Raw genomic sequence first — 12334 nt, 5'->3', positions numbered from 1 at the left:
GGCGCTTCCCCATGCCGAAGAGCGCCTTTTATATCAAGCAAGCAACTGACTAGTATCAGTTCATGCCGTATTTTTTCAGTTTTTTACGCAGCGTACCGCGGTTGATGCCCATCATCAGAGCAGCGCGGGTCTGGTTACCACGGGTGTATTGCATCACCATGTCCAACAGGGGCTGTTCAACTTCAGCCAGTACCAGCTCATACAGGTCATTCACATCCTGACCGTTCAGTTGAGCAAAATAGTTCTTCAGTGCCTGTTTAACCGAGTCACGCAGGGGCTTTTGAGTTACCTGATCCTGAGAGTTAACGGTAGAAACGGTCAGTACGTCAGAATTTACGCGTTGTTCGAACATAGTTCTGTCAGCTCTTTATTTCTATTACGCAAAATTTTCGAAGTATGCCTCCAACGCCTCCAGCTGTTCGCTGGCATCCTCAATGGCGTTGAATGTGCGCCGAAACTGGTCATCTGGAGCATGTTCCTGAAGATACCAGGAGACGTGTTTACGCGCGATTCGGTACCCTTTTGCCTGACCATAAAAGTCATGCAACTCCCGAACGTGCGCACAAAGCAAGCGCTTCACCTCTGCCAGCGGCAGCGGGGGCAGCAGCTCTCCAGTGTCCAGATAATGCTGGATTTCCCGAAAGATCCAGGGTCTTCCCTGAGCTGCACGGCCTATCATCAGGGCATCAGCCCCTGTATAGTCGAGCACAGCTCTGGCTTTAAGCGGGTCAGTAATGTCGCCATTCGCGATAATCGGAATGGAAACTTTCTGCTTAACTGCCCGAATACTGTCGTACTCAGCGTCTCCGTTAAACAAACAGGCGCGGGTGCGTCCGTGAATAGTCAGAGCCTGAATGCCACACTCTTCGGCCAGTTGGGCAATCTCTACGCAGTTACGGTGTTCCGGTTCCCAACCGGTGCGAATCTTGAGAGTCACAGGAACGTCCACCGCGTTAACGACCGCCGTCAGGATCGACTTCACCTGGTCGGGGTACTGCAAGAGGGCTGAACCTGCAAGCTTGCGATTCACCTTTTTCGCCGGGCATCCCATATTGATATCAATAATCTGGGCGCCGCTTTCCACGTTAATCCGCGCGGCGGCAGCCATCTCTTCCGGCACGCTACCGGCGATTTGCACGGTACGAATACCGGGCTCATCGATATGCACCATCCGTAAACGGGACTTGTCGCTCTCCCACACCTGTGGGTTAGAAGACATCATCTCGGAAACGGTTAAGCCCGCTCCCATCTCGTAGCACAGCGTCCGGAATGGTCTGTCAGTAATGCCAGCCATGGGCGCTGCGATCAGGCGATTTCTGAGCTGGTGGTGTCCGATGCGCATGAGTTAAGAAATGACCATACTGTGACTGCAAGGCGGCGTATATTACGCATTTTTTGCACGAGATGAAAGGCCAAACTTTGAGCAATCCTCTGTTGCAGATCAATGAATCCGGGACTAGCGTAAAAGGGATGAATAAATACTTATATTAATCATTGATTTAATGGATGATGGATAATTTGTGTCCATTTATAAAATCATAAAACTTCTCGATTTTTCTTGGATAAACTGGCCGCATGGCGATATAAAACGCTGTTTTTGTAGCCAAAAAAGTGCTCTGTAGTGCGATCTGCCTCTCATTTCCTGGCATTATTTGGTGGCTACTGGAAACAAAAATGCGGCCCGTAGGCCGCATCGCGCTTAGTTTTTCCGGCCGGTAATCCGGCACCACTCTTCCTTCTCGACCACCGGGTCAAGGGCGAAGAGATCGGCATAGGCTTCACAGACGCTCTCCGCCTGGCTGGCAAGGATGCCGGAAAGCCCCAGCAAACCGCCTGAAACGGGCAGGACGCTGATTAACGGCGCCAGCTCACGTAACGGGCCTGCCAGGATATTCGCGACCACCACGTCGGCTTTCATCGACTCCGGTTGGTCCTGAGGAAGATAGAGCTCCAGGCGTTCAGAAACGCCGTTACGCTGCGCGTTATCACGACTGGCCTGAATAGCCTGCGGGTCGATATCAATCCCGATTGCTTTTGCCGCCCCCAGCTTCAGTGCGGCAATCGCCAGGATGCCGGAGCCGCAGCCGAAATCAATCACCGTTTTTCCGTTGAGGTCGAGTCCATCCAGCCACTGCAGACACAAGGATGTCGTCGGATGCGTACCGGTGCCAAAGGCCAGACCCGGATCGAGCATCACGTTGACGGCATTTTCATCCGGAACATCGCGCCAGCTTGGGCAGATCCATAGCCGCTCCCCGAAGCGCATGGGGTGGAAGTTATCCATCCATTCCCGTTCCCAGTCTTTATCTTCCAGTTGCTCGATCTTATGCGCGAACCCGGCGCCCAGCAGCGGATGCTGCTCCAGTTGGGCAACGACCGCTTTCATATCGGTTTCAGCATCGAACAGGCCGATTACGTCGGTATCCCCCCACAGGCGGGTTTCCCCGGGCAATGGCTCAAATACCGGCGTATCGTGCGTATCCTGGAAGGTGATCGAGACCGATCCGGCCTCCATCAGCGCATCGCTAAGATCTTCAGCGTTCGCGCCGGTGGTATTTAGTTTCAGTTGGATCCATGGCATAGCAAAACTCTTTATTTATCAGTAGTCAAAATGGGGGGCTGTGGGGCGGGACGACCGAAACGGTTCCCCGCCACAAACGCCAGCAAACTCAGTAGCAGCGCGGGAACGATCGGGTGAAAGCCCAGAAACTGCACTTTCAGCGTGGCCAGTACGGCATACAGGACGCCGCCTACGATCATCGCGCTCAGCGCGCCAGCCGCGTTGGCGCGTTCCCAGTAAAGGCCCAGCACCAGCGGCCACAGGAAGACGGCTTCCAGGCCGCCGAAAGCCAGCAGGTTCAGCCAGATTATCATCTCCGGCGGCCGCCAGGCCGCGAGCAGCAACAAGACCCCCAGCAGGAGCGTGATGCCGGCGGACATGCGTTTAAGCCGCTTTTCGTTAGTCGCCTGATCCGGCCGCCAGTTCAGGTACAGATCTTTGATGATCGTAGCGGAACTTTGCAGAAGTTGGGCATTGATCGTCGACATAATCGCCGCCATCGGCGCGGCAAGGAAGATCCCGGCGGCAAAGGGCGGAAGCACTTTAACCATCAGCGTCGGGATCACCAGATCCGGCACGGTTAAATCGGGGATCACCGCCCGGCCTAATGCCCCAGCCAGATGCATGCCAAACATCAGGATCGCCACCACGATGGTGCCGATAATGATGCCGCGATGCACGGCTTTGCTGTCTTTGTAGGAGATACAGCGCACTGCGGTATGTGGCAGACCAATAACGCCGAAGCAGACCAGCACCCAAAACGAGGCCATAAAGGTTGGCGAGAGGATATCTTCCGCGCCCTGCGGGGACACCAGCTTGACGTCGATCGACTGCAGCGTCTCTACCGCATGGCCAACCCCCCCGGCGGCGTGGATCACGCCTACCAGCAGCACGATCGTGCCGATCAGCATTACCATGCCCTGCATCGTGTCGTTGAGCACGCTGGCGCGAAAGCCGCCATAGGCGGTATACAGCGCGATGCTGACCCCGAAGATCAGCAGGCCGGTATCGTAAGGAATACCGGCAGCCGTCTCCAGCAGGCGGGCGCCGCCGATAAACTGGACGGTCATGGCGCCGACAAAGGCCACCAGCAGACTCAGGCTGGCCAGCCAGACCAGCAGGCGGCTCTGATAGCGCGCAAACAGCATGTCATTGAGGGTGACAGCATTATAGCGACGCGCAAGGATGGCGAATTTTTTCCCCAGCACGCCCAGCGACAGCCAGATGGCGGGGAGCTGGATCATCGCCAGCAGCACCCAGCCCAGGCCGTATTTATAGGCGGCGCCGGGTCCGCCGATAAATGAGCTGGCGCTGATATAGGTGGCGGTTAGCGTCATGGCCAGCACGAAGCCGCCCATCGAGCGGCTGCCGAGAAAGTACTCATTAAGAAAGCTACCTGAGGCGCGTTTTCTCATGGCGTAGAGGGATAAACCGAACACCACCACCAGGTAGGCGATCAGGGGAATAATGACCTCAAACTGCATCATCGTCCTCCAGAGAAATATCGCGGAAAATCAGTTTGACCATCGCCCAGCACAGCAGAATGAACAGCAGCGGTACCAGCAGGCAGGCCATTTCAAACCAGTGTGGCAGGCCGGTAAAGCCAATAGCCACCCCCGGCAGATAGGCGGCGGCCAGCCAGGCGGCAAGGTAGAGAAGGGTCAGCCACAGCGCCCAGCGCGCTTCTTTGTGGGCCTGAACAAAGCGTTTGTCCATTTTTTGTCCCTTGAGGATGAAGAAAGCGGGGATTGTACCGCATGGTATAGATGAGGAGAGAGAAAAAGAAAAAAGGCCGGTTTACCCGGCCTTTTGCTGAGAGAGCAGAATTATTTTTCCTGCAAGCCGAGTTTTTTCTCCAGATAGTGGATATTGGTGCCACCATGCTGGAAATTCTCGTCGCTCATAATGCGCATCTGCAGATCGACGTTGGTTTTGATGCCATCGATGATCAGCTCCTGCAGCGCATTCTTCATGCGGGCAATCGCCACGTCACGGCTTTCGCCGTAGCAGATCAGTTTACCGATCATGGAGTCATAGTACGGCGGTACGGTGTAACCGGCGTAAATATGTGACTCCCAGCGCACGCCNAAGCCACCNGGCGCGTGGAAACGGGTGATTTTGCCNGGGCTCGGCAGGAAGGTGTTCGGGTCTTCGGCGTTGATACGGCATTCCACCGCATGGCCGCGAACTACCACTTCATCCTGCTTGATGGACAGCGGCTGGCCGGCTGCGATACGCAGCTGCTCTTTGATCAGGTCAACGCCGGTGATCATTTCAGTTACCGGATGCTCTACCTGGATACGGGTGTTCATTTCAATGAAGTAGAACTCGCCGTTTTCGAACAGGAACTCAAAGGTACCCGCCCCGCGGTAGCCGATATCCACACAGGCTTTCGCGCAACGCTCGCCGATGTAGCGACGCAGTTCCGGGGTGATGCCCGGCGCCGGCGCTTCTTCGACCACTTTCTGATGACGGCGCTGCATGGAGCAGTCACGTTCAGCCAGATAGATAGCGTTACCCTGACCATCCGCCAGCACCTGAATTTCAATGTGGCGTGGGTTTTCCAGGTATTTCTCCATGTAGACCATGTCGTTGTTGAAAGCCGCTTTGGCTTCCGCTTTGGTCATGGAGATGGATTGCGCCAGTTCAGCGTCGCTACGTACAACGCGCATACCGCGACCGCCGCCGCCGCCGGAGGCTTTGATGATCACCGGGTAGCCGATGCGTTTGGCATGGGCGCGGTTAGCGTCCATGTCGTCGCCCAGCGGGCCATCAGAACCTGGAACGGTCGGAACGCCAGCTTTCTTCATGGCGGTGATGGCGGACACTTTGTCGCCCATCAGGCGGATAGTGTCGGCTTTCGGGCCGATGAAGATGAAACCGGAGCGCTCAACCTGCTCAGCAAAATTAGCGTTCTCAGAGAGGAAGCCATAACCCGGGTGAATCGCTACCGCGCCAGTGATCTCAGCGGCGCTGATAATGGCCGGAATGTTCAGATAGCTTTTTACGGACGGAGCCGGACCGATGCAGACCGTCTCATCCGCTAACAATACGTGTTTTAGATCGCGATCCGCAGTGGAGTGCACAGCGACAGTCTTGATGCCCAATTCTTTACAGGCACGCAGGATGCGCAGTGCGATCTCGCCACGGTTAGCGATGACAATTTTATCCAGCATGTTCGCCTCGTTACTCGATAACTACCAGCGGCTCGTCGAATTCTACCGGTTGGCCGCTTTCGATCAGAATGGCTTTCACCACGCCGGCTTTGTCGGCTTCGATCTGGTTCATCATNTTCATCGCTTCGACGATGCACAGGGTNTCGCCCACGTTAACTTTCTGGCCAACTTCCACAAACGCTTTCGCGTCCGGGCTCGGCGTACGATAGAAAGTACCAACCATCGGGGAACGTACGATGTGACCACTGATTTCCGCTTTCGCCGGCGCTTCAGCCGCAGCAGCTGGTGCGGCAGTCGCGGCGGCAGGCGCCTGAGGCTGCATCATCGGCGCAGCATAAGCCTGCTGCATAACCGGATAGCTTGCGGCCGGTGCAGAGCGGCTGATGCGAACAGACTCTTCGCCTTCAGAAATTTCCAGTTCGGAGATACCTGATTCTTCAACCAGCTCGATCAGTTTTTTAATCTTACGAATATCCATGAGTGGGTTCCGTACTCTTTGTTTAGTGTGATTGTGACAGGCGTTTTACCGCCGTCTGTAAAGCGTATGAATAACCATCCGCCCCCAGCCCGCAAATGACGCCAGCGGCGACATCTGACAGATACGAGTGCTGGCGGAAGGGTTCGCGTGCATGCACATTGCTCAGGTGAATCTCGATAAACGGGATGTTCACGGCGAGCAAAGCGTCACGGATTGCTACGCTGGTATGCGTGAACGCGGCCGGATTAATCAGGATATAGTCCACGTTGTCTTTAGCCTGATGAATTCGGTCGATTAACGCATGCTCCGCGTTGGACTGCAGGTGATCCAGACTCACATTCAGCGCCGCCGCTTCAGATGTTAAACGGTTAACAATTTCAGCCAGCGTGAGAGGGCCATACTTCTCAGGCTCGCGGGTACCGAGCATGTTAATGTTTGGACCATTCAAAAGCAAAATGTGAAACTTCACTGCCATTGTGTGGCGATCTCCTGCCATTTTCGGGTAAAAAACAACATATACCTTCAATGCGCCCTTGTCACCTTTTCAGGGTCAGAAAACCCCGTCAGGAAAACCAAAGTCGCACATTATAACGATTTCGTAGCAATTGGCAGCTAAATACTGGTCTTATCAGGGAAGATTATCAACCGCTATCTGAAAAAGAGTCGCGGTTGATAAAGGATCTGCGGGAAACTGCACATTACCGGATTGAGCGCCACCACTGGCGGAACTTCTTGTAACGCCATGTCAATAGCCCTGCTGCCAGCAGGGCATATATAACGGGCTGCGGCGAGACGATCTTCACTGACCACAGGTAGTGTATCGGCGCGAGGATCGCCACCAGATAGACGAAGTTGTGTAAAAGTTGCCAGCGACGCCCCAGTTTTCGCTGCATCGCTTGCGTGGAGGTCACCGCCAGCGCCAGCAGAATCGCCCAGCTGATCATGCCCAATGTCAGATAGGGGCGGGTGATAATCTCCGAGCCCAGCAGCGCCAGATTGTTAATGCCCAGCTCCAGTAGGGTATAGCTGGTCAGGTGCAGCGTCGCCCAGGCAAAACACCATAAACCTAACAGCCGACGAACGCGAATCAATAATGGCTGCTTCGCATAGCGCGCCAGCGGAGAGACCAGCAGCGTCGCCAGCAGAAACTTAAGCGCCATTCTGCCGGTAAAGTGCTGGATATCCTTGGCTGGATCGGCGCTAAAGTAGCCCTGGTGCCCGGCCCAGAATAACCAGACCAGCGGCAAAAACCCCGCAAGGTGAAGTAAAACCTTCAGCCAGACGATCTGTTTGACGGTGAAACGCACTAGAAGTTCTCCCGCAGATTCATGCCGCGATACAGCGACGCCACTTCGTCGGCATAGCCATTAAACAGCAACGTCGGTTGACGCTTCACATCGAGCACGCCGCCGGCGCCGATAACCCGCTCGCTAGCCTGCGACCAGCGGGGGTGATCGACGTGCGGATTGACGTTGGCGAAGAAGCCGTATTCGTCCGGCGCCGCCAGGTTCCAGGTGGTTGGCGGCCGCTCGCGGGTCAGCTCGATACTAACAATGGATTTTATGCCTTTAAAACCGTACTTCCACGGCACGGTCAGGCGGACCGGCGCGCCGTTTTGCGGCGGCAGCGCTTTGCCATACACCCCGACGGTGAGTAGCGTCAGCGGGTGCATCGCTTCATCCAGCCGTAGCCCCTCCACGTAAGGGTAAGCGAGCCCCCCGCCGATAAACCGGTCTTTCTGGCCGGGCATTTGATCCGGAGCATAGAGGGTTTTGAAGGCCACATAGCGCGCGCTGCTGGTGGGCTCCACCAGCGCCAGCAGTTTATGCAGCGGGAAGCCGACCCAGGGGACCACCATCGACCAGGCTTCCACACAGCGCATACGATAAATGCGCTCTTCCAGCGGGAAGCGTTTGGTCAGATCGTCATGGTCAAGGGTCAGAGGTTTCGCCACTTCGCCACCGATGGTGAGCGTCCAGGGATCGGTGCGCAGGCTACCCGCGTTCGCCGCCGGATCGGCTTTATCGAGGCCGAATTCATAAAAATTATTGTAACCGGCGACCTTATCTTCCGGGGTAAGCGTCAAATTAGCCTGCCACTCGGCGGGTTTAGCAAACTCCAGGGCCTTGCCCGCTGGCGCTGGTGGGCGGTCGTGGCCTTTAAACCAGTCCAGCAGGTCGGCCTGCGCGGCGGCGGGAAGGGAAAGCGCGGTCGCGCTGATGCCCAGCATTTTCAGCATCTGGCGCCGCTTGAGCATAAAAACGGATTCGGCCGTGACGTCGGCTTCCGTCAGTTTTTTTCTTTTCATGGTGTCCTCCGTCATGCGTTTTCCTAAGCATGACGGAGACGGCGATGAATGGCGAATATGTCACGAAAAATTGCACATTAGGATGAGGAGCCGCCGCCGAAGCAGAGGCGCGGTCGTCCAGGAATCATCGGAAAGTGGCGCAAGACGTTTCCTTTGCCGCGCATGACCCGGCATCTTTAGCAGGGAAAAGGGGGCGGTAAGCTGGCCAGACGGTATAGCGGTAATAATTTGCGCCGCCGGCGCGGGTTTGTCATCCTGCGTCTAAAATTAAAGCGCTTCTGGCGCAGGCCGCAGGCGGGCGACGATTGGCAAATTTTTTCTGCAAACTATACTCGCTATCGGCATACTTTTACCGATAATACGCATTCCATTGCCAGACTCGCCATCTTTGATAGTATGCGTCGCGCTTTAAAAGGTTAATGCTTGCGGCAAGGCGCGCGCCGGCACGGGAGCCTGATGGTTCATCGGGTAGTCATTCACTCGCGGAGTTAACACAGGGATGCGATTAACGACGAAGTTCTCAGCCTTTATTACGCTGCTAACTAGCCTGACCATCTTTGTCACGCTGATTGGCGCTTCGCTGAGTTTTTATAACGGCATTGAGAACAAGGTCGAAAACCGCGTTCAGGCGGTGGCGACCATGCTGGATAACCGGCTCATCACCACCTCTTTCGATAAGCTTGAACCGCAGTTGGATGAGCTGATGACGCCGATCGAGATCGTGCATATCGATTTCATGCTCAACGGCAAACCGCTCTACAGCCATTCCCGACCCGATAGCTATCGCCCGCTCGGCAGCCATGAGCAATTCCGTGAGATCACGGTTCAGTCGCTTAAACATCCTGGCATTACGCTGCATCTGGTCTACGTTGACCCGATGGTGAACTATTTTCGTTCGCTGTCGATCACTGCCCCGCTGTCGATCTCCATTGGCTTCATGGTGGTGATTATTTTCTTCGCCGTCCGCTGGATCCGCCGCCAGCTGGCCGGCCAGGAGCTGCTGGAGCTGCGTTCCACGCGTATCCTGAGCGGCGAGCGCGGGCCGCAGGTGCGCGGGTCGGTCTATGAATGGCCGGCCAGCACCAGTAGCGCGCTGGATATGCTGCTGTCGGAGCTGCAGTTCGCCAGCGATCAGCGCAGCCGGATGGATACGCTTATTCGCTCCTACGCGGCGCAGGATTCGAAAACCGGACTGAATAACCGCCTGTTTTTTGACAATCAGCTGGCCACGCTGCTGGAAGACCAGGAGAAGGTGGGAGCCTACGGCATCGTGATGATGATCCGTCTGCCGGAGTTTGATCTGCTACGGGACAACTGGGGACGGGCGGCGGCCGAAGAACATTACTTTACGCTTATCAACCTGCTCTCTACCTTTATTATGCGTTACCCCGGCGCGCTGTTGGCGCGCTATCACCGTAGCGACTTCGCCGTGCTGCTGCCGCACCGTACGTTGAAAGAGGCGGATAGTATCGCCGGCCTGTTGCTGAAGGCGATGGATGCGCTGCCTCCAACGCGTATCCTCGATCGCGACGATATGATGCATATCGGCATCTGTTCTTTCCGCAGCGGGCAATCGGCGGCGCAGGTGATGGAACATGCGGAAGCGGCGACGCGCAACGCGGTGCTGCAGGGCAGCAACAGCTGGTCGGTCTATGATGACACCCTCCCGGAGAAAGGTCGCGGCAACGTTCGCTGGCGAACGCTGATCGAACAGATGCTGAGCCGCGGCGGGCCGCGGTTGTACCAAAAACCAGCTGTCACCCGCGACGGGCGGGTACATCATCGTGAACTGATGTCGCGGATGTACGACGGTAAAGAAGAGGTGATTGCAGCGGAATACATGCCGATGGTGCTGCAGTTTGGCCTGGCGGAGGAGTATGACCGCCTGCAGGTAACGCGCCTGCTGCCGTTTTTAGGCTTCTGGCCCGAGGAGAATCTGGCGCTCCAGCTGTCGGTGGAGTCGCTGATCCGTCCGCGTTTCCAGCGCTGGCTGCGCGATGCCTTGATGCAGTGTGAAAAATCGCAGCGTCAGCGGATTATTTTTGAACTTGCAGAGGCAGATGTTTGTCAATATATCGGCCGTCTGCAGCCGGTTATGCGATTGGTTAACGCTCTGGGCGTTCGGGTGGCAGTGGTTCAGGCGGGGTTAACCCTGGTTGGAACCAGCTGGATCAAGCAGCTGGATGCGGAGCTGATCAAACTGCATCCGGGTCTGGCGCGCAACATCGAAAAGCGCAGCGAGAACCAACTGCTGGTGCAAAGCCTGGTGGAAGCCTGTAAAGGCATGCCTATGCAAGTTTTTGCGACGGGCGTACGCAGCCGCAGCGAGTGGTTGGTACTGTCCCAATGCGGTGTCACGGGCGGGCAGGGGGAATTTTTTGCCGCCTCACAGCCACTTGACACAAATGTGAAAAAATATTCGCAAAGATACTCGGTTTGATCTGCCGTTTAGCGTGATTTCACGTAGAATAACGCGCGCCATCGTGAAGGGGGTGTGCTTGTCTACCTGCCGGATCATCGCAATGTAAATGCCAGTGACCCTCCTTTGACAGGTTACAAATTCAGGCGTGGAGCGCTGCTGAAGATTTCAGCAATGAACGGAGTCGGGAAAATTTGTAACAAAGGAAATGAACTGCACTAATTTTCACCGCAGCAGGTGATTTTTGCGCCTTGTCGCTGCTGCGTGTGGTTGGTAAAGTAAGCGGATTTTGTTTTCCGCCCCAGCTTTCAGGATTATCCCTTAGTATGTTAAAAAAATTTCGTGGCATGTTTTCCAATGACCTGTCCATTGACCTGGGTACCGCGAATACCCTTATTTACGTAAAAGGACAAGGCATCGTATTGAATGAGCCTTCCGTGGTGGCCATTCGTCAGGATCGTGCCGGATCGCCGAAAAGCGTCGCCGCCGTGGGTCATGAAGCGAAGCAGATGCTCGGCCGTACCCCGGGTAATATCGCGGCGATTCGCCCGATGAAGGACGGCGTTATCGCTGACTTCTTCGTGACGGAAAAGATGCTGCAGCACTTTATCAAACAAGTGCACAGCAACAGCTTTATGCGCCCGAGCCCGCGCGTGCTGGTGTGTGTACCGGTTGGCGCAACCCAGGTCGAACGTCGCGCTATTCGTGAATCCGCGCAGGGCGCAGGCGCCCGTGAAGTCTTCCTGATCGAAGAGCCGATGGCGGCAGCGATTGGCGCAGGCTTACCGGTTTCTGAAGCGACCGGCTCCATGGTGGTGGATATCGGTGGCGGTACCACTGAGGTGGCGGTTATCTCCCTGAACGGCGTGGTCTATTCCTCTTCTGTACGTATCGGCGGTGACCGCTTCGACGAAGCCGTTATCAATTACGTGCGTCGTAACTACGGCTCCCTGATCGGTGAAGCGACCGCTGAACGTATCAAGCATGAAATCGGTTCGGCTTACCCGGGCGATGAAGTGCGCGAAATTGAAGTGCGCGGTCGTAACCTGGCGGAAGGCGTGCCACGCGGCTTCACCCTGAACTCAAACGAAATTCTTGAAGCGCTGCAGGAGCCTCTGACCGGCATCGTGAGTGCGGTCATGGTTGCCCTTGAGCAGTGCCCGCCGGAACTGGCGTCTGATATCTCTGAACGCGGGATGGTTCTCACCGGCGGTGGTGCGCTGCTGCGCAACCTGGACCGTCTGTTAATGGAAGAAACCGGTATTCCAGTCGTGGTTGCTGAAGATCCGCTGACCTGCGTAGCGCGTGGCGGCGGCAAGGCGCTGGAGATGATCGACATGCACGGCGGCGACCTGTTTAGCGAAGAGTAGTCAGCCTGAAGGTCCGGGGCGGC

Annotated in this window: 13 protein-coding genes; 3 read left to right on the top strand and 10 right to left on the bottom strand. The window is 56.0% G+C overall.

Features of this window, described 5'->3' with window-relative positions; all coding sequences use genetic code 11:
• Nucleotides 1-55: 55 nt before the first annotated feature.
• The 10 genes from fis to msrP all read right to left on the bottom strand — a co-directional run bounded on the left by fis (nt 56) and on the right by msrP (nt 8522).
• Complete coding sequence (gene fis, locus VZP09_RS18370) at nt 56-352, bottom strand: DNA-binding transcriptional regulator Fis (RefSeq protein WP_000462905.1); 297 nt, start codon at nt 350-352, stop codon at nt 56-58.
• A gap of 24 nt (nt 353-376) precedes the next feature.
• On the bottom strand, nt 377-1342 hold the full coding sequence (dusB, locus tag VZP09_RS18365) for a tRNA dihydrouridine synthase DusB (protein ID WP_004144972.1): 966 nt from the start codon (nt 1340-1342) through the stop codon (nt 377-379).
• 357 nt (nt 1343-1699) lie between these two features.
• Entirely contained in the window at nt 1700-2581 is an 882-nt protein-coding gene (gene prmA / locus VZP09_RS18360; protein WP_002918745.1) for a 50S ribosomal protein L11 methyltransferase, read from the bottom strand.
• An 11-nt stretch (nt 2582-2592) separates the two neighbouring features.
• The gene (gene panF / locus VZP09_RS18355) at nt 2593-4044 is read right to left on the bottom strand and encodes a sodium/pantothenate symporter (protein ID WP_004181435.1); all 1452 of its coding nucleotides are present in this window, start codon (nt 4042-4044) and stop codon (nt 2593-2595) included.
• Nucleotides 4034-4276, bottom strand: a complete 243-nt coding sequence (locus VZP09_RS18350) for a YhdT family protein (protein ID WP_002918740.1) — start codon at nt 4274-4276, stop codon at nt 4034-4036. The genes panF and VZP09_RS18350 overlap by 11 nt, the downstream gene beginning before the upstream one ends.
• Before the next feature lie 110 nt (nt 4277-4386).
• A complete protein-coding gene (gene accC, locus VZP09_RS18345) occupies nt 4387-5736 on the bottom strand; it encodes an acetyl-CoA carboxylase biotin carboxylase subunit (protein WP_328795331.1) in 1350 nt (449 codons plus the stop codon).
• Between the two features lie 10 nt (nt 5737-5746).
• Nucleotides 5747-6214, bottom strand: coding sequence for an acetyl-CoA carboxylase biotin carboxyl carrier protein (gene accB / locus VZP09_RS18340; RefSeq protein WP_328795330.1), 468 nt, complete (start codon nt 6212-6214; stop codon nt 5747-5749).
• A gap of 22 nt (nt 6215-6236) precedes the next feature.
• On the bottom strand, nt 6237-6689 hold the full coding sequence (gene aroQ / locus VZP09_RS18335; protein ID WP_004174104.1) for a type II 3-dehydroquinate dehydratase: 453 nt from the start codon (nt 6687-6689) through the stop codon (nt 6237-6239).
• Nucleotides 6690-6912: 223 nt separating this feature from the next.
• Complete coding sequence (msrQ, locus tag VZP09_RS18330; RefSeq protein ID WP_004889547.1) at nt 6913-7521, bottom strand: protein-methionine-sulfoxide reductase heme-binding subunit MsrQ; 609 nt, start codon at nt 7519-7521, stop codon at nt 6913-6915.
• On the bottom strand, nt 7521-8522 hold the full coding sequence (gene msrP, locus VZP09_RS18325) for a protein-methionine-sulfoxide reductase catalytic subunit MsrP (protein ID WP_048974597.1): 1002 nt from the start codon (nt 8520-8522) through the stop codon (nt 7521-7523). Before msrP ends, msrQ begins: the two co-directional genes overlap by 1 nt.
• Before the next feature lie 228 nt (nt 8523-8750).
• On the opposite strand from msrP, the gene VZP09_RS18320 reads away from it, so the two are divergent.
• The 3 genes from VZP09_RS18320 (at nt 8751) to mreB (ending at nt 12311) form a co-directional block, all read left to right on the top strand.
• A complete protein-coding gene (locus VZP09_RS18320; protein WP_004144963.1) occupies nt 8751-8942 on the top strand; it encodes a hypothetical protein in 192 nt (63 codons plus the stop codon).
• Nucleotides 8943-9021: 79 nt separating this feature from the next.
• Complete coding sequence (gene csrD, locus VZP09_RS18315; RefSeq protein WP_002918686.1) at nt 9022-10962, top strand: RNase E specificity factor CsrD; 1941 nt, start codon at nt 9022-9024, stop codon at nt 10960-10962.
• A gap of 305 nt (nt 10963-11267) precedes the next feature.
• Nucleotides 11268-12311 carry a rod shape-determining protein MreB gene (gene mreB, locus VZP09_RS18310; protein ID WP_002918653.1) on the top strand — a complete coding sequence of 348 codons (1044 nt, stop codon included), beginning with the start codon at nt 11268-11270 and terminating at the stop codon, nt 12309-12311.
• The last annotated feature ends 23 nt before the right edge of the window (nt 12312-12334 follow it).

This window comes from Klebsiella sp. EMBS2024 (genome assembly GCF_036233805.1).
Classification (GTDB): Bacteria; Pseudomonadota; Gammaproteobacteria; order Enterobacterales; family Enterobacteriaceae; genus Klebsiella; species Klebsiella pneumoniae.
The sequence above is the reverse complement of the archived record's forward strand: the minus strand, read 5'-3'. Positions and strand labels throughout refer to the sequence as shown.

Coding starts and splice junctions, on each gene's coding strand:
- fis (WP_000462905.1), bottom strand. CDS start 352: ATGTTCGAACAACGCGTAAATTCTGACGTACTGACCGTTTCTACCGTT.
- dusB (WP_004144972.1), bottom strand. CDS start 1,342: ATGCGCATCGGACACCACCAGCTCAGAAATCGCCTGATCGCAGCGCCC.
- prmA (WP_002918745.1), bottom strand. CDS start 2,581: ATGCCATGGATCCAACTGAAACTAAATACCACCGGCGCGAACGCTGAA.
- panF (WP_004181435.1), bottom strand. CDS start 4,044: ATGCAGTTTGAGGTCATTATTCCCCTGATCGCCTACCTGGTGGTGGTG.
- VZP09_RS18350 (WP_002918740.1), bottom strand. CDS start 4,276: ATGGACAAACGCTTTGTTCAGGCCCACAAAGAAGCGCGCTGGGCGCTG.
- aroQ (WP_004174104.1), bottom strand. CDS start 6,689: ATGGCAGTGAAGTTTCACATTTTGCTTTTGAATGGTCCAAACATTAAC.
- msrP (WP_048974597.1), bottom strand. CDS start 8,522: ATGAAAAGAAAAAAACTGACGGAAGCCGACGTCACGGCCGAATCCGTT.
- csrD (WP_002918686.1), top strand. CDS start 9,022: ATGCGATTAACGACGAAGTTCTCAGCCTTTATTACGCTGCTAACTAGC.
- mreB (WP_002918653.1), top strand. CDS start 11,268: ATGTTAAAAAAATTTCGTGGCATGTTTTCCAATGACCTGTCCATTGAC.